Here is a 17,579-nt window from a genome sequence, read left to right as displayed (position 1 = left end):
ACGGGCCTCGCGCGTGCTGTTCACCCCCGTCGGCACCCGCGAGGCCCGTCTCCTCCCCCGCGACCGATCCCGACGCTCCGTCACCTCACGCGACCGGGCGGTCACCTTCCGCGTCCTCTTCGGTGTCCCCCGGTCCAGGGGATGGCCCGGACGCGCCCCCGTAACACGTGGCACGTAGTCTGCGGGCATGACTGACGCCGCGCCCCTCACCCCCCTGGACGCGTTCGAGATGCTGCTGGCCGGCAACCGGCGGTTCGTCGATGGGTCCCCGGACCACCCGAACCAGGACGCCGCCCGGCGGGCACAGACCGCTCCGTCGCAGACTCCGTTCGCGGTGCTGTTCGGCTGCTCGGACTCCCGGCTGGCCGCCGAGATCATCTTCGACCGCGGGCTGGGCGACCTGTTCGTGGTCCGCACCGCGGGCCACGTGGTCGGCTCCGAGGTGCTCGGCAGCATCGAGTACGGCGTGAGCGTGCTGGGCAGCCCGCTGGTGGTCGTGCTCGGGCACGACTCCTGCGGCGCCGTGGCGGCCACCCGCGAGGCCGTCGCGGACGGCACCACCGCGGAGGGCTTCGTCCGCGACGTGATCGAGCGCGTGACCCCGAGCGTGCTGGCCGCCCGCGCCGCCGGGCACACCGAGGACTCGGCCTTCATCCACGAGCACATACGGCACACCGTCGACCTGCTGATGGACCGTTCCCGGGTGCTCGCCGACGCCGTGTCCGAGGGCCGCGCCGCCGTCGTCGGCCTCTCCTACCGGCTGGTCGACGGCACCGCCCACCTGGTCACCACCCGCGGCATCGACCTGCCGGCCCCCGCCGCCGCCTGATCCCCGCTCCGCCCGCCTCCGCCCCGGCCGCTCCGCCGGGGCGGAGTTTTCTTCGCCTCCGTGCCCCCTCTGGCCCGCCGCGGCCGCTCGCGCCCCTCGTACCACCGGGCGCACCACAGCCTCTCTCCGCACGCTCGCCCCTCCGATATCGGACCTGGTCAACCCGGTCGTACGGTGGAGGGAGGGTGATCCCGAGAAGGTGATGACATGGCACAGGTGAACGTCTCACATGTGGTCAGAGCAGCCGCGGCCGATCCACCCGCCCCGCAGGGGGCCGCGTTGTTCCCGGAGGATGTGCGGCCGGTCGAGGAGGCACTGGCCGACAAGGGGTTACTGGACCGGGCTTACGTGGACGGCTCGTTCGGCACCCTGACCCTTGGCGCCTACCGGCGTCTCCAGCAGTCCTACGGCTACTCCGGCGCGGACGCGGACGGCGTTCCCGGAGCCACGTCCCTGACCCGGCTCGGCCACGAGAGCGGCCTGTTCTCGGTCGTCGACGGTGACAACGGCCCGCCGTCGCGCGGGATCGGGCTGTCGGACGTGGTCTTCGACCGGGTGCCGGACGGCAGCACCAGCGTCGCCATCCAGCAGGTGTGCCAGCACATGGACGTGCCGCTCACCTGGTGGCTGCCCGGCTACATGACCATCGCCTCGCGGGAGTCGGGCTACGACTTCGACGCGGTCAACAGCAACGACCGCAACGCGCACGGCCCGATCCAGTCGGACGGCTATCCGCTGTACTGCTCCCGCGGGGTCGTGCAGTGCATTCCGCCGACCTTCGCCCACTTCCACGAGTCGGGCACCGCGAACCACATCTACGACGGTGTCGCGAACATCGCCGCGTCGATGAACTACGTCATGGACACCTACGGCGTCGCCCGCGACGGGCACAACCTCGCCGCCAAGGTCCAGCAGGCGGATCCCCACCGCCCGCCCTTCCCGTACTGACCGACCGAGGCACGCCATGAGTCAAGTCGAGCAAGTCACGCGCAGGTTCCAGTCCTTCATCGGCGCCCAGGAGGGTTTCTCCAACAACGAATGGAACAACGACATCCGCAACATCTACGGCGTCAACTTCTCCGAGATCTACGGTGAGCCGGACCGGGTCGCCTGGTGCGACATCGGCTTCTGGGTGTGCTTCCGCCTGGAGGGCCTGGACTCGCTGATACCGAAGTCGGAGTCCTGCTACGACTCGCTGAGCACCTACCAGTCGTGGAGCCGGTCCTCGGAGTTCCCGGCCGTCGGGGCGCAGTTCTTCGTCTCCTCGGCCGAGTACCCGCGCGGCGGTGCCCACACCGGCTTCGTCGTGGGCTACGACTCCTCGTCCATCCAGACCGTCGAGTTCAACACCAACATCACCGGCGGCAGCGAGGGCGACGGCTGCTACGCCAAGACCCGGTCCCGGTTCGGGAACGAGAGTTCCGGCGTCTACGCGTACGGCTACCCGAAGTACGCCGAGGGCATCGTCTCCGCGGACCCGGCCTGGGGCGGCACTGCCGCCGGGGCCGGGAGCCCGGCCGCCGGCGGCGGTGGCAACGGCCTGCAGCCGTTCCCCGGAACGGAGTTCTTCCACGTCGGCCAGCACTCCGACATCATCACCCGGATGGGACAGCGGCTGGTCTCGGTGGGCTGCTCCCGCTACCAGGTCGGACCCGGGCCCGACTGGGGCCCAGCCGACCAGAACTCCTACGCCGCCTTCCAGCGCTCCCTGGGATTCTCCGGCGGCGACGCGGACGGCATGCCCGGCCCCTCCAGCTGGACCCGCCTCCAGGTGCCGGCCTGACGGCCCCCACCACCGGCCACCGACCCAAGGGTGACGAATCATCACCCCTGGGGTCGGTGGCCCCGTGCGACTACCGCCGGGTCACGGCGCTCCGCTGCGGTCGAGGTCCAGGCAGAGCGCCCAGACGTCGGAGAAGGTGTGCGGCGAGGGCGAACCGCCGACGTGGATGTCGGCCGTCCAGTACGCGGGCGTCGCGGTGCGGTCGCCGACCGGGGTGCCGTCGGCGTCGCTGGGGTAGCTCCCGGTGAGGTGGGTGCCCTGGGAGCCCGCCTTGGTGAAGCCCGCCGTCGTCACCTGCCCGCCGCTGGCCGCGGCGCCACCGCTGACCAGCACCTCGTGCCGGTGCCCGCCGTCGGGTTCGGCGCAGCCGACGGTCGCCGTCTGGTGGGTGCCCGCGGTCTCGGGACCGCTGATTCGCGGTAGCGGACGGTGGTGCCGATGTTCCGGACGTTGACGCCCTCGCCGCTGCAGATCGCGTACGCGTAGGTGGTGTTGCCGGCGTCCCGTCCGCCGCCGATCCCGCCGACGGCGGTCCACGAGTCGGGGTTGGTCTCGCCGTCGGCGGCCGCCTTCCGGCCGTGGTCGTGGGCGGCGTCGTCGAAGCTCGGGAAGGACGCGACCGGCTTGAGCGTGCCGACGGTGCCCGGCGCGAGCAGGGCCCCGCCACCGAGCAGCACCGTGTTGGCCGGGCAGGTCGCGGTCACGATGCCCACCGTGGTGGCGGAGGTCGGCGTGTTGGCCTTGTTCATCACCACCTGGGTGTGGGCGATCAGGCTGCTGGTGAAGCACATGGCGTACGGGGTCGTGGAGAACGAGGAGTTGACCTGCCCGCCGCTCGCGCACTTCGCGATCCAGTAGGTCACGTCGGTGCCGACCGCCCCGGTCGACCCGGTGTACTCGGTCGACTCACTGCCCATCACGTGATTGCCGTTCACCCCCGCGCCGCTGCCGATGGCCTGGTTGATCCCGCCACCGGAGACCAGCCCGCCGGTGCAGTGCGCACTCGTGGACACCGAGGAGTTCGCGCTTCCCGGCCCGGGCGTCGCCCCGGGCGTCCGCACCGTGACACCCACGGTGTTGGCGTACGCCGTTCCCGACGCCGCCACGACCACCAGCGCGGCGCCCACCGCCAGCGCCTTTCCTGCGACCACGGGCCGCAGAGCCTTGAATGCCACCGCATCCGTCCTTCCGAGAGATCGACGCGGGCAGCCACGAGTACCGACCGAAGCCGGCCGGAACCGTGAGCCCGGGAACGGGCCCGATTGAAGCAGCGGACCGACACCCCTCGCGCCTGGTGCCGCACACAGATCTGCGGACCGTTCCCTGGGTGATCGACCAGGCCCCGGGCCGCTGGCGCCCGGCCACCTCGAGACACGTCAACGGTCATTGCATCGGTGGTGACCAGTTGATCCACTGGGCACACGCACTGCCACATCGCTCGAAAACCACCAACATCCCACCCTGTTCACCCCATTGACGCACAGTCAGGCCCCCTCTACAGTCACGCTCCGACTCAATCCACCAACACCGATCAACCTCGCACGCGGCGACCGGCCTCCCACCCCCGATGGCCGCAGCCCCGGCGAGGGGGCCGGGACCACCGAAGGGACGACGGTTCATGTTCACGTACCGGCAAAGGCGGGCTCCCCGCCGCGGAGCCGCGGCCGGAGCGGCCCTGGCGATGCTCGCGAGCCTGGTCGGCATCGGCCTGGCGGCGCCTGCGCAGGCCGCCACCGCCGCGACCTCCACCGCGATCACCGTCGACGGCACCAAGCCCGGCCTGACCTTCGACGGTGTCGGGGCGATCTCCGGCGGCGGCGGCAACTCCCGGCTGCTGATCGACTATCCCGAGCCGCAGCGCAGCCAGTTGCTGGACTACCTGTTCAAGCCCGGCTACGGCGCCGCGCTCCAGGTCCTGAAGATCGAGATCGGCGGCGACACCAACTCCACCGACGGCGCCGAGGCCAGCCACGAGCACACCAAGGGCGCCGTCGACTGCAACCAGGGCTACGAGTGGTGGCTGGCCGAGCAGGCCAAGGCCCGCAATCCCAACATCAAGCTCTCCGCGCTGGCCTGGGGCGCGCCGGGCTGGATCGGCGGCGGGAACTTCTGGTCCACCGACATGATCGACTACCTCAACTCGTGGCTGGGCTGCGCGGCGCAGCACAACCTGACCATCGACTACCTCGGCGGCTGGAACGAGCGCGGCTACGACAAGACCTGGTACGAGAACCTGCGGGCCGCGCTGAACGCCAACGGCCACGCCGCCGTCAAGGTGGTCGCCGCGGACAGCGACTGGGCCGTCGCCGACGCGATGGTGAGCGACCCGGCGTTCCGCAACGCGGTCGACGTCGTCGGGGTGCACTACCCGTGCGGCTACCTCAGCAGCGAGACCACGTGCAACAGCACGGCGAACGCGCAGAGCCTCGGCAAGCCGCTGTGGGCCAGCGAGAACGGCTCGCAGGACGCCGACGCCGGAGCGCCCGCGACCGCCCGCGGGATCAACCGCGGCTACCTCGACGGCAGGATGACCTCGTACATCAACTGGCCGGTCATCGCCGCCCTGTACCCCAACCTCTTCTTCTCGACCGACGGGATGTCGGTCGCGAACCAGCCGTGGTCGGGCAACTACAGCATCGGGAAGACCACCTGGGTCACCGCGCACACCACCCAGTTCACCCAGCCCGGCTGGCACTACGTCGACAGCGCGAGCGGATACCTCGGCGGCGCCCGCGCCAACGGCAGCTACGTGACCCTCAAGTCGACGAACAACTCCGACTACAGCACGGTCATCGAGACGATGGACGCCACGGCCGCGCAGACCGCGACCCTCACCGTCACGGGCGGCCTGTCCACCGGCCAGGTGCACGTCTGGGCCACGAACGTGAAGTCCGCCAACTCCGCGGACCACTTCGCGCACATCCAGGACCTCATGCCGACCGGCGGTGCCTACACCCTGACGCTCCAGCCCGGCTACGTCTACACCGTCACCACCACCACCGGGCAGGGCAAGGGCAGCGCGACGCCGCCCGCCCCGGCCGCACTGGCGCTGCCCTACGCGGACACCTTCGAGACGCCGGCCGCCAGCACCTCCCCGAAGTACTTCGCCGACATGAACGGTGCCTTCCAGACCCTGCCCTGCGGCGGCGGCCGCACCGGTACCTGCCTGCAGCAGATGGCCGCCACGAAGCCGATCCGCTGGACCGACGAGTCCTTCAACACGCCGTACACGATGATGGGTGACGGCTCGTGGGACAACTACACGGCCTCCGTCGACACCCTGCTCAAGCAGCCGGGAAGCATCGAGGTCCTGGGCCGCGTCAACCAGCAGGGCCGCAACGACAACGGCCTGAACGCCTACCACCTGCGCGTCTCCGACACCGGTGCCTGGTCCATCCTCAAGAGCGACACCTCGTGGACCTTCACCACCCTGGCCAGCGGGACGACCACGGCGCTCGGCACGAACCGCTGGCACACCGTCGCCCTGACGATGCAGGACTCGACCCTCTCCGCCGCGGTCGACGGGGTGACGCTGGGCAGCGCCACGGACTCCTCGTATCCGCGGGGCCAGGCCGGTCTGGGCGTCGTCGGATTCCAGACCGACCAGTTCGACAACTTCTCCCTCAAGCCCGGCACCCCCTCGGCCCACACCGGTCCGGTCACCTCCGGCGTGGCCGGCAAGTGCGCGGACGACAACGGCAACGGCAGTGCGAACGGGACCAAGGTCCAGCTCTGGGACTGCAACGGCGGCGCCGCCCAGACCTGGACCGTCGTCGGCAACACCCTGCGGATCAACGGCAAGTGCATGGACGTCACCAACCAGGCCACCGCCAACGGCGCCCTGGTCGAGCTCTGGGACTGCAACGGCGGCACCAACCAGCAGTGGACCCCGCAGTCCGACGGCTCGCTGAAGAGCAGTCAGTCCGGCCGCTGCCTCGACGACCCCGGAGCCAGCACCACCAACGGAACCCAGCTGGTCATCTGGGACTGCAACGGCGGCGCCAACCAGAAGTGGACCCTTCCGTAAGGCGGTAGAGGTTCACTCCTGGCCGGGGCGGACCGGTCTGAATCGGGGTCAGCTGGGCAGCGCCCACACCTGGTTCGGCTGGTTCGCCTCGGAGTTGGCGCAGGTGTCGACGATGATCGGGGTGAGGTCCGCGGTCTGGGACGCGTAGTCGTCGAGGCAGTAGCCGAGGGAGTCGTTCTTCAGGAAGCCGTTGCGCTGGTAGGTCCAGCGCTCGGTGGCCCGGCCGTCGCAGGGGTTGAGCTTGGCCCAGTAGCCGACGTACCGGCTGTCGCCGGTCTGGTGGACCGCGTCCAGGCACCTGCCCAGGGTCTGTACGGTGCCGTCGCCGGGCAGCGTCCAGCGCTGGTTCGCGCCGGCGGTGCAGTGGAAGAGGATGATCGGGTTGCCCGCGCCGGTGCCCGAGCCGGAGTCGTCGAGGCACTTGCCGGCGGTGCCGGAGTAGCCGGTGCCGGCGCTGCCGGTGATCTGTCCGGTGGGCTGGGTGCCGGTGCAGCCGGAGACCGGGTGGATCCGGAGGATCGCGGTCGCGTGCGCCGCGACGGTGGTGCTGATCGTGCCGGTGCTGGTGCTGGTCGATCCCGCCCACAGGTCCTTGACCGACGCCGTGCATCCGCTTCCGAGGAATCCGGCGGCGGCCAGCGTGGTGGAGGCGGTGGTCGCGGTCGTGCCGCGGTTGAGCAGTGCGACCGCGCGGTCCCCGCCGGCCAGCGGCTTGGCCAGGATGTCGATCGTGCCGTTCTGGCCGACCATGCCGGCCTGCTTGCCGAGGCCGTCCTGGTCGATCGCGATGACGTCGCTGTTCTTCAGGGTGGCCAGCGAGGCGCCGGACAGTGCGGTGACGTCCACGCTCATGATCAGGGGGGCGGACATCATCGACCAGAGCGCCATCTGGGTGCGCGATTCGTCATCGGTCAGCCCGTGGTCGCCGGTGATCAGGAAGTCGGGGTCGTTCCAGCTGCCCGGTCCGGAGTAGCGCGACAGCGGCCAGTTGTAGCCGTACTGGGTCATGATCCCGCTGCCGTTGCCGGACCTGTCCCAGGCCGAGCCGGCCAGGTTGTGCATGATCACGTCGTTGCCCTCGCGCCACAGCTGTCCGGTCCGGCTGGCGGCGTCGATCACCGCGTACCAGTCGCTCAGGTGCGTGGCGCCGATGTAGGAGTACGCCGGCGAGGACTCGGAGAACACCATGTCCCGCTTGGCGGCGTTGTTCTTCATCGCCGCGCCGAAGGCGGTGTAGGCGTTGATGTACCCGGTGGCGCTGTTCGACGCCGCCGGCATGTTGCAGCCGTCCATCTTGACGTAGTCCACGCCCCAGGAGGCGAACAGGTCGGCGTCGGCCTGGAAGTGGTTCCAGCTGCCGGGGAAGCCGCCGCAGGTCGAGCTGCCGATGTCCTCGTAGATGCCGAACTTCATTCCCTGGTTGTGTAGTTGGGTGCCGATGTAGGCCATGCCGTGCGGGAACCTGGCGCTGTCGGCGACCAGGTTGCCGCTGCCGTCGCGGGAGGGGGACATCCAGCAGTCGTCGACGGTGACGGTGGTGTAGCCCCGGTCCCGCAGGCCCGAGTTCACCAGCGCGCTCGCCTGGGCCAGGATCAGCGCCTCGGTCGGGCCGACGTCGCCGGTGTTCGGGTTGTCGGTGCCGCAGCCGAACCGGGCCCAGTTGTTGAATCCCATCGGCGGCGTGACCGCCAGGGAGTTCCCGTTCGGACTGGTCGCGGTCGGGGATGCGTGCGCGGCCGGCGCAAGCAACGAGGCGGACAGGGCGAGCAGCGCGGTTGCCGGCCCGGCGAGCGGCCGAAGGCGTCCGGGGCGGGGTGAGCTTCGCATGAGCCACTACTCCTCGATGGCGGGGGCCTGTTGGCGGGCACCAAGTTCAGCGAAGGCTAGCCGAGCCGTCAATAGATGATTGATAATCAGTACAAACGAGCATGTTCACGCATGGCTGTTGCAGATCGACGCACCCTCCATCACTCCATCCAGAGCTGGCGCGCCGCAGATTCGTCCGATGACTACACCTTGCCACGGGTCGACACACCCTCGTAACCTCGGGAGCCATCCGCCTCGACGCTCCTAATCATCGGAGCAAAGTGCCTCGGAGCTCAGCCACATGACGACTGGTCAGCCAGCGAGAGCGCGCACCGAAGCTCACCGGCTCCGACCATCGACGACGAGTCCCTGCGGGGCACCACCGCGTGGCGGCAGCCCACTCCCCCACCCGTCTGAACGGACCTCCTGATGACCAGTCACCACCCGTCGACCGACCAGCCGAGCCGTCGCGGGGTGCTGCGCGCGGCCGTCGGCCTCGGCGCCGCGCTCGCGCTCACCTCCCTTCCGACCTTCACGGCGCAGGCGGACGTGGTCCGGCCTCCCGCGCCCACCCTGGTGCCGGACGCCCAGGCCCTGACCCTCTGGTACGGCTCCCCCGCCACCGAGGCGGCCGTCATGAAGCAGGGCCTCCCGGTGGGCAACGGCCGTCTCGGCGCGATGACCACCGGCGACCCCTCGCACGACGCCCTCGTCCTCGCCGATGCCACCCTGTGGACCGGCGGGCCGAACGCCTCGCTCGGCTCGGACGGCCAATTCCCGTACGGCAGCGGGGACTTCGGCACCTTCGGGATGCTGGCCAAGGCCTACCTGAACATCCCGGCCCACACCGCCGGCGCGATCACCGGCTACCAGCGCCGGCTCGACCTGAGCAACGGCGTGGTGGTCACCAGCTACCAGCTGGGCGGGGTCACCTACCGCCGCGAGGTCTTCGTCAGCCACCCCGACGACCTGCTGGTGATCCGCCTCAGCCAGAGCGGCGGCGGCACCTTCACCGGCAACCTCACCCTCGCCGGCACCCGCGGCGAGAGCGTCACCGCCGACGCGGCCTCCGGCACCGCCTCCTTCTCCGCCGCGCTGCCCAACGGCCTCAGGTACGCCGCCACCGCCAAGGCCGCCTCGGGCACCGGCACGGTCGGCGTGTCCGGCGCGAGCGTCACCTTCACGGGCTGCCAGGAGGTGGTGCTGCTGGTCAGCGGCGGCACCAACTACTCCACCGACTCCGCCACCGGGTACCAGGACGCCTCGCTCGACCCGCTGACCGTCGCGCGCGGCAAGGCCGCGGCCGCCGCCCCGGTCGCCGGCATCTCACTGCTCGCCACCCACGTCGCGGACTACCAGTCGCTCCAGCAGACGATGACCGTCGACCTCGGCGCCTCCACCGCCGCCCAGCGTGCGATGGACACCGCGTCCCGCCTCACCGCCCGCGCCGCCGCGGGCTCCGCACCCGACCCCGAACTGGAGGCCTCCTACCTCCAGTTCGGCCGCTACCTGACGATCACCGGCTCGCGGAGCAGCCTGCCCACCAACCTCCAGGGCCTGTGGATCGACACCAACAGCCCGAACTGGATGAGCGACTACCACACCGACATCAACGTCCAGATGAACTACTGGCTGCCCGACCGGGCCGGCCTGCCCGGCAGCTTCGACGCCTTCGCCGACTACTGCCTCGCCCAGTACCCGGGCTGGCAGGCGACCACGCAGGCGCTGTTCAACGACCCGCGCAACGGCTTCCGCAACACCTCGGGGAAGATCGCCGGGTGGACGGTGGCCATCTCCACCAACATCTGGGGCGGCTCCGGCTGGTGGTGGCATCCGGCCGGCAACGCCTGGATCAGCAACTCCCTGTACGAGCACTACGAGTTCACCCTCGACCCGGCGTACCTGGCGCGGATCTACCCCCTGCTCAAGGGCGCCTGCCAGTTCTGGGAGGCCCGGCTCGTCACCACCACGGTGACCGACCCGGTCACCGGGGCCAGCTCCCAGGTGCTGGTCGACGACCACGACTGGTCGCCCGAGCAGGGCCCGACCAACGCGCTGGGCATCACCTACGCGCAGGAACTGGTCTGGCAGCTCTTCCGGAACTACCGCGCCGCGGCCGCCGCGCTCGGCCGGGACGCGGCCTACGCCGCCACCGTCGCCGACCTCCAGTCCCGCCTCTACCTGCCGCGGGTCAGCGCGACCACCGGCTGGGTGGAGGAGTGGATGACCGACGCCAACCTCGGCGAGACCACGCACCGTCACCTCTCGCCGCTGATCGGCCTCTTCCCCGGCGACCGGATCGACCCGGCCACCAGCCCCGCCGCGCTCGTCACCGGAGCGACCAACCTGCTGACCGCCCGCGGCATGGAGAGCTACGGCTGGGCCTGCGCCTGGCGGGCGCTGTGCTGGGCGCGGCTGAAGAACGCCGACAAGGCGTACCAGCTGGTGCTCACCGTGCTGAAGCCCGTGGTGAACGGCAACAACGGCAGCAGCATCAACATGTTCGACCAGTACGGCGGCAGCGTCTTCCAGATCGACGCCAACTTCGGCACCCCCACCGCCATGATCGAGATGCTGGTCCACTCCCGGCCCGGCCTGGTGGAGCTGCTGCCCGCGATGCCCTCCGCCTGGGCCGCGTCCGGCCGCATCACGGGCGTCGGCGTGCGCGGCGGCTTCACCGTCGACCTCGCGTGGAGCGCCGGCAAGGTCACCACGCTGACCCTGCACAGCGTCCGCGGCGGCGCCACCACCGTGAAGGCCGGCGCCTGGAGCCAGGCCGTCACCGTCCCGGCCGGCGGCTCGGTGACCCTCGCCCCCGCCGACGTGTTCCAACTGGTCAACCGCCGCAGCGGCAAGGTGATCGACGTGCCGGGCTCGTCGACCGCCACCGGCACGGCCCTGATCCAGTACGCGAACCACGCCTCGGACAACCAGCGCTGGCGGCTCACCCCGGTCACCACGGGCGGCTTCGAACTCACCAACGTCCACTCGGCGTTGGACATGGACGTCAACGGCGGCTCGACCGCCGACGGCGCCTCGGTCATCCAGTGGACCCCGACCCACGGCACCAATCAGCAGTGGACCCTCACCGACGCGGGCGGCGGCTACGTCAAGGTGGTCAGCGTCCGCAGCGGCAAGGTGCTCGGCGTCGCGGGCGACTCCACCGCCGACAGCGCGGGCATCCAGCAGCAGACCGACACGGGCAGCACCAGCCAGCACTGGCAGCTACTGCCGGCCTGACGTCGATCCCGGATCTGACGATCCGTCAGAAATGGTTGTTCACAAGGACGTTACCGACTCGACGGGTACCCGAAAGGGGGCGGCCACTGCTAGGATCCCACCTCAAGTGGTCTAGACCGATTTCCACATTGGTCTAGACCAACACAGGTAATGGTCCAGACCAATGCGCGGGTCCGGACCGCTCCGCCGCCCCTCCGCCCGGTCACGCCGGGGTCCCAGCGTCGCCGTGCTCCGGCACGGCGCCCCGGCGTGCCGGGCGTTGCGGCGGCACCCCGGTCCTGCATCGTCACGTATCGGACGTCCGGCGGCTCTGCGGAGCCTCTGCGCTGCCGTGACGGGCAGCCGCGTACATGGTCCACTTCCCCTCGAGAAGGGTTCCATCCATGAAGCTCCCCTGGCACCGGCTCGGACTGCTCGCAGTCCTGAGCCTGGCCTCGGCGACGATCGCCGGCCTCACCGCACCACCGCCGGCCCGGGCCGCGACCTCGGCCCCGCAGACGATTCCGGCGCTGCAGCAGTGGACGGCCGGCAGCACGCCGTACTCGTTCGGCACCGCGACGCGGATCGTGGTGGACAGCGCCTACGCCTCGCAACTGGCAACCGACTCGGCGCTCTTCGCCGACGACATCCAGCAGCTGACCGGGGTGAGCGTGCCGAAGGTGACGGCCGCCGCCGGCTCGGTCGGGCCCGGCGACATCCTGCTCACGCTCGGCGCGAGCGACCCCGGGCTGGGGACCGAGGGCTACACCCTGAGCGTCGGCTCCTCGATCACCGTCCAGGCGAAGGCCGATGCTGGGGTGTTCTACGGAACGCGCACCCTCCTGCAACTGCTCAAGCAGAGCCCGGTGATACCGGGCGGCTCCGCCCGCGACTGGTCGGCCAAGGTGGAACGCGGGCTGATGGTCGACGTCGGGCGCAAGTACTACTCGGTGGGCTGGTTGCAGGACCAGGTCAAGGAGATGGCGTACCTCAAGCTCAACTACCTGCACCTGCACCTGTCCGACAACCTCGGCTACCGCTTGGAGAGCAGCACCCACCCGGAGATCGTCTCCGCCCAGCACTACACCAAGCAGGAGATCAGCGATCTGATCGCCTTCGCGGCGAAGTACCACGTGACGATCGTGCCCGAGCTGGACATGCCGGGGCACATGGACACCATCCTGGCCGCGCACCCCGAGCTGAAGCTCAGGGCCGCCGACGGGTCCACGCCGGACGCCGGTGACATCGACCTGTCCAACCCGGCGTCGTACACGCTGATGAAGGACCTGATCACCGAGTACCTGCCGCTCTTCCCCGCCGCCTACTGGCACCTCGGCGCGGACGAGTACGGCGTGAACTACGGCCAGTACCCGCAGCTGCTCGCGTACGCGCGGCAGCAGTACGGGGCGGGCGCCACCGCGAAGGACGTGTTCTACGGTTTCGTGCGCTGGGCGGACGGCCTGGTGCGCGGCGCGGGCAAGACGATGCGCATGTGGAACGACGGCATCAAGTCCGGCGACGGCACGATCCCGGTCGCCCCGGACATCATCGTGGACTACTGGTACAACTACGGCCTGACGCCGCAGCAGCTCGTCACCGCCGGCCACCTGGTGAACAACGGCAGCTGGACGCCCACCTACTACGTCCTGGGCGGTTCGAAGCCCGACACGACGTACATGTACGAGCAGTGGAACCCCGGCATCTTCCAGGGCGGCACCACCATCACCGACCAGACCAGGAACCTCGGGTCCATCCTCCACGTGTGGTGCGACAACCCGAACGCCGAGACCGAGCGCCAGGTCGCGGGCGGCATCGCGAACCCGCTCCGCGCACTGGCGCAGCAGACCTGGGGCTCGCCCAAACTGGTATCCACGTATGGCGAGTTCCAGCAGGTGATCACCGCCGTCGGCCACATCCCCGGCTGGCAGGTCGACGTGGCCGCCGGCGATCTGGCCCTCAACCGGCCGGCCACCGCCTCGTCCGCCGAAACCGCGGGGCTGACCGCCTCGAACGCCACCGACGGCAGCTACGGCAGCCGCTGGTCCAGCCTGTACTCCGACCCGCAGTGGATCCAGGTCGACCTCGGCTCCGTCCGGACCGTCGGCGAGGTCAAGCTCACCTGGGAGGCCGCCTACGCCAAGGCGTACCAGATCCAGGTGTCCGATGACGGCACGACCTGGACCTCGATCTACTCCACCACCACCGGCACCGGCGGCGTCAACGACCTGACCGGACTCAGCGGTTCGGGCCGCTACATCCGCATGCTCGGCACCCAGCGCGGCACCAGCTGGGGCTACTCGCTCTGGGAGTTCGAGGTCTACGGAGCCTCGGCGAACCTGGCCGCGGGGAAGACCGCGCTCGCCTCGAGCACCGAGTCCGGTCTCAGCCGACTGGCGCCGTCCTTCGCGGTCGACGGCGACCCGGCGACGCGGTGGGCGAGCGACTACTCGGACCCGCAGTGGATCCAGGTCGACCTCGGTGCCGTCCACACGGTCAACGAGGTCAAGCTGACCTGGGAGGCCGCCTACGCCAAGGCGTACCAGATCCAGGTGTCCGATGACGGCACGACCTGGACCTCGATCTACTCCACCACCACCGGCACCGGCGGCGTCAACGACCTGACCGGGCTCAACGGTTCGGGCCGCTACATCCGCATGCTCGGCACCCAGCGCGGCACCGCGTACGGCTACTCCCTCTGGGAGTTCGCGGTCTACGGCGTCTAGACCCACCCGACCAGGCCCCGGTGGCACCAGGTTGACCTCCCAAGTCCCCCTGGACCACCGGGGCTTCGCCATATGACTCCTCCGATGTAGTCAATCCTGAAGAGGGCGCTGCGACGTGCCAGAACGCTTGACACGGCATCAGAGGTGGTCAAAATTCAGCAAACATCGGCTGTAGGGGCTGCCCGGCGGGCCTCCGCCCCGGCCTGGGTACCGATACGGCGCTTCCACACGTCCCGACTCCGACGTCTCCGGAAGGACGCTGCCACCGGACCACGGAAACCCGATCGGGCCGGCCGGCCCGTGCGGCTCGTCCGGGAAGCCCCGTCCCGGCATCCGGCCGAAACGGCCGATCCCGCTATCAGGAGATGACGCCCGTGGCAGTCGAACACTCACTCACGCGCAGAGCACTGCGCCGCATCGGCTCGGCCGGAACGGTCCTGGCCGCCGCGGTGGCGCTGTCCGCGGTCCCCTCCGCCGGGGCGGCACCGACCGTCACGCTCTACGCCTCGCCGTCCGGAACCGGCACGAACTGCTCGGTGTCGTCGCCGTGTTCCCTGGCCGAAGCGCAGGGCGCGGTCAGGACCCAGCTCGCGGCGAACAGCGGCGCGGACGTCAGCGCGCTGCTGGCCGACGGCACGTACCGGCTGTCGAGCACCTGGTCGTTCGGCGCCGGGGACTCCGGTGCCGCGGGCCATCCCGTGGTCTGGCAGGCCGCGCCCGGTGCGCACCCGGTGATCTCGGGGGCCTCCCGGGTCACCGGCTGGACGCAGGTCGGATCGAGCGGCGTCTGGTCCGCTCCGGTGCCGGCCGGCAGTACCAGCAGGCAGGTCTACGTAGACGGCCAGGAGGCGCCGGTCGCCCAGGCGACCCCGGCGAGCCTCGGCTTCTCCGGTTGGACGGGCTCGTCGTCGGGCTACACCGTCTCCGCCAACCAGGCCGCCATGGCCTGTTAGGCGGTGGTGTCGCCGATCGGGAGCACCTGCCAGTCGCCGGTGGGACGGTAGGCGATGGTCGCGATCGTCCCGCAGCCCGCGGCCGGTCCGCTGGTGCAGCCCTGGAACTGGCCGCCGACCATGGTCTTCTGGGCGAGGCGTTCGTTTCCGCCGTTGCCGGCGGTCAGTGAGCTCATCGCGGGCAGGTAGCGGACCGCGACGACCGGGGACGCGTGGCCGGCGCCGAGGTCGATGCCCACGGAGGCGGCGCCCGTCGGGTCGGGGGCGATGGTGACCGAGGTCGTCGGGTCGCCGTCGAAGGCGGGCGACCGCCGTGGCGGAGCCTTCCCGCACTCCGCCGGCCAACGCCTGCGCGCGGGCCCGCAGCCCGCGAACACCCTCGTGGTCGGGCATGCGCTGTGCGTCAGTGTCGGTCAGGAGACGGCCGTGTGGAGGATGTCGGCGAGCTCGGCGGGCGCCGACAGCATCGGCCAGTGCCCGGTGGACAGGTCGAAACGCCGCCACGGCGCGTGGTTGAGGAAGGCCAGCATCGGCACCCCGCTGTCCAGCAGGCCCTGGAAGTCGTGGCAGGCGACCAGGACACGGTCCACACCGGGGCCGGGCTCGGCCGGGCCGGCCAGCCGCTGGGTGTAGGTGCCGAACGGCTGAGGGGTGGCACCAGCGCTCAGCACGTCCTGCTGTCCCACATCCAGTCCGTCGAGGCTGCTGGACACACCCAGGACCTCGAACGGCGGCATCGGGAGCCGCCAGCCGTCGCCGTGAGCCGCGACCTGCCGGCTCAGCTGGTCCGCTACCTCCGGCGGCATGAGGTCGAGCATGCGCATTCCCGCGGCGAACGGGGCGCTGTCCACGTAGACCACGCGCTCCAGCCGGTCGCCGAGTCGTCCGGCCGCCCCGGTGACGGGGGCAGCCGCATAGCTGTGCGCCACCAAGGTGACCTCGCGCAGCTCGTTCTTCTCGACGAAGTCGGTGATGTCTGCGATGTGCGCGTCCAGATCTGTCTGGGGCCCGCCCTCCCCGGCGCGCTCGGCCAAGCCGGTCAGCGTCAGTGGCAGCGCCGTGTGGCCGTGCTCCCGCAGCGCGTCGGCGGTGTCTTGCCAGGCCCACGCGCCGAGCCAGGCGCCGGGAACGAGTACGAAGGTGGCCATCTGATCTCCCTGGAGTAGGTGCTGCAGAGGAGCGTAGAGTCGATACAGGACAGAATCAGCCCTGAAATGTCGAGTGATCCATGTCGCATCCCCTGACCCGCGTCCTGACCCTGCTGGAACTGCTCCAGTCGAACGCCGGGTTCACCGGGACGGAGCTGGCCGACCGGCTGGACACCGACGTCCGCACGGTCCGCCGGTACGTCGCCCACCTGCGCGATCTCGGCATCCCCGTAGAGGCCCAGCGCGGCCGCCATGGCGGTTACCGACTGGCCCGCGGCTACCGGATGCCGCCCCTGGTGCTCACCAATGACGAGGCCCTCGCGGTCGTCCTCGGACTCCTTGCGGCCGACCGGCTCGGGATGGGTACGACGGTGCTGGCCGGCGCGGGCGCCCGGGCCAAGATCGAGCGCGTGCTTCCGCAGGCCCTGCGGGAGCCGCTCGCCGCCATGCGAGAGACCCTGTCCTTCACCGCCAACGCCGTGAGCGCGCAGGCACCCGGGAGCGGTGTCCTGCTGGACCTGGCCCAGGCCTCGCGTGCCAGGACGACCGTTGGGATCGCCTACCTGTCCCGGCGGCAGGACCGGACCGAGCGCGACATCGACCCCTACGGCGTGGTCTTCCATACCGGCCGCTGGTACCTCGTCGGCCACGACCGCCTCCGCGACGACCTGCGGACCTTCCGCATCGATCGCATCGCCTCCGTCACCCCCCGCCCGCAGACCTTCGCCACCCCTGACGGCTTCGACCCGGTCGCCCACCTCACTGCGAACCTCGCCCAGGGGCCTTACCCCTGGCAGGTCGAGGTGACGATCCACGGCCCTCTCGACGAGATCGCCCGGAGGCTGCCTCGCGCGGCCGTCACGCTCACCGCCCAACCCACCGGCGTGCTGATGCAGGCACGGGCGGAACGCCTCGACGGCATGGCACACCTGCTCGCCTCGCTCGAGTGGCCCTTCACCATCCACAGCCCCGACGAACTCCGCCAAGCCCTCAAGGACCTGGCGGGCCAACTCGCTGCCGCCGCCGAACGACGGCCGGAAGCCCTGCCGTGGTAAATCCACGACTTACTGCCGCCCGCGCGGACGAGATGG

13 protein-coding genes are annotated in these 17,579 nt (G+C 70.5%); 8 read left to right on the top strand and 5 right to left on the bottom strand.

Annotation, left to right across the window (positions count from 1 at the left end; all coding sequences use genetic code 11):
• The first annotated feature begins 187 nt into the window (after positions 1–187).
• The 3 genes from ACWD4U_RS11370 to ACWD4U_RS11360 all read left to right on the top strand — a co-directional run bounded on the left by ACWD4U_RS11370 (position 188) and on the right by ACWD4U_RS11360 (position 2,612).
• Positions 188–829, top strand: a complete 642-nt coding sequence (locus tag ACWD4U_RS11370) for a carbonic anhydrase (RefSeq protein WP_363457210.1) — start codon at positions 188–190, stop codon at positions 827–829.
• 207 nt (positions 830–1,036) lie between these two features.
• Complete coding sequence (locus tag ACWD4U_RS11365; RefSeq protein WP_363457207.1) at positions 1,037–1,777, top strand: hypothetical protein; 741 nt, start codon at positions 1,037–1,039, stop codon at positions 1,775–1,777.
• A 16-nt stretch (positions 1,778–1,793) separates the two neighbouring features.
• A complete protein-coding gene (locus tag ACWD4U_RS11360) occupies positions 1,794–2,612 on the top strand; it encodes a peptidoglycan-binding protein (protein WP_363457204.1) in 819 nt (272 codons plus the stop codon).
• A gap of 81 nt (positions 2,613–2,693) precedes the next feature.
• On the opposite strand, the gene ACWD4U_RS11355 is transcribed toward ACWD4U_RS11360, so the two are convergent.
• Positions 2,694–2,906, bottom strand: coding sequence for a hypothetical protein (locus tag ACWD4U_RS11355; RefSeq protein WP_363457202.1), 213 nt, complete (start codon positions 2,904–2,906; stop codon positions 2,694–2,696).
• Complete coding sequence (locus ACWD4U_RS11350) at positions 2,903–3,787, bottom strand: hypothetical protein (RefSeq protein ID WP_363457199.1); 885 nt, start codon at positions 3,785–3,787, stop codon at positions 2,903–2,905. The genes ACWD4U_RS11355 and ACWD4U_RS11350 overlap by 4 nt, the downstream gene beginning before the upstream one ends.
• 506 nt (positions 3,788–4,293) lie before the next feature.
• Between ACWD4U_RS11350 and ACWD4U_RS11345 the strand changes: the two genes are divergently transcribed.
• The gene (locus ACWD4U_RS11345; protein WP_363457197.1) at positions 4,294–6,639 is read left to right on the top strand and encodes a ricin-type beta-trefoil lectin domain protein; all 2,346 of its coding nucleotides are present in this window, start codon (positions 4,294–4,296) and stop codon (positions 6,637–6,639) included.
• Between the two features lie 48 nt (positions 6,640–6,687).
• Here the strand turns inward: ACWD4U_RS11345 and ACWD4U_RS11340 are convergent, their stop codons facing one another.
• Positions 6,688–8,466, bottom strand: a complete 1,779-nt coding sequence (locus ACWD4U_RS11340) for a ricin-type beta-trefoil lectin domain protein (protein ID WP_363457194.1) — start codon at positions 8,464–8,466, stop codon at positions 6,688–6,690.
• Positions 8,467–8,874: 408 nt separating this feature from the next.
• On the opposite strand from ACWD4U_RS11340, the gene ACWD4U_RS11335 reads away from it, so the two are divergent.
• From ACWD4U_RS11335 to ACWD4U_RS11325, 3 genes are all read left to right on the top strand, one after another.
• The gene (locus ACWD4U_RS11335; protein WP_363457191.1) at positions 8,875–11,685 is read left to right on the top strand and encodes a glycosyl hydrolase family 95 catalytic domain-containing protein; all 2,811 of its coding nucleotides are present in this window, start codon (positions 8,875–8,877) and stop codon (positions 11,683–11,685) included.
• A gap of 383 nt (positions 11,686–12,068) precedes the next feature.
• Positions 12,069–14,387 (top strand): discoidin domain-containing protein, encoded by a 2,319-nt coding sequence (locus ACWD4U_RS11330; protein ID WP_363457188.1) that lies wholly within the window; start codon positions 12,069–12,071, stop codon positions 14,385–14,387.
• A gap of 374 nt (positions 14,388–14,761) precedes the next feature.
• Positions 14,762–15,340 carry a hypothetical protein gene (locus ACWD4U_RS11325; protein WP_363457185.1) on the top strand — a complete coding sequence of 193 codons (579 nt, stop codon included), beginning with the start codon at positions 14,762–14,764 and terminating at the stop codon, positions 15,338–15,340.
• On the opposite strand, the gene ACWD4U_RS11320 is transcribed toward ACWD4U_RS11325, so the two are convergent.
• Positions 15,337–15,579, bottom strand: a complete 243-nt coding sequence (locus ACWD4U_RS11320; RefSeq protein ID WP_363457182.1) for a hypothetical protein — start codon at positions 15,577–15,579, stop codon at positions 15,337–15,339. The genes ACWD4U_RS11325 and ACWD4U_RS11320 overlap by 4 nt on opposite strands.
• Before the next feature lie 174 nt (positions 15,580–15,753).
• Positions 15,754–16,488: an alpha/beta fold hydrolase gene (locus tag ACWD4U_RS11315; RefSeq protein ID WP_363457179.1), complete on the bottom strand. Its 735-nt coding sequence runs from the start codon at positions 16,486–16,488 to the stop codon at positions 15,754–15,756.
• Positions 16,489–16,568: 80 nt separating this feature from the next.
• Here ACWD4U_RS11315 and ACWD4U_RS11310 point away from each other — a divergent pair, with 80 nt between their 5' ends.
• On the top strand, positions 16,569–17,543 hold the full coding sequence (locus ACWD4U_RS11310; protein WP_363457176.1) for a helix-turn-helix transcriptional regulator: 975 nt from the start codon (positions 16,569–16,571) through the stop codon (positions 17,541–17,543).
• The last annotated feature ends 36 nt before the right edge of the window (positions 17,544–17,579 follow it).

This window comes from Kitasatospora sp. NPDC002522 (genome assembly GCF_053595195.1).
This window is presented reverse-complemented; position numbering and strand designations above follow the sequence as displayed.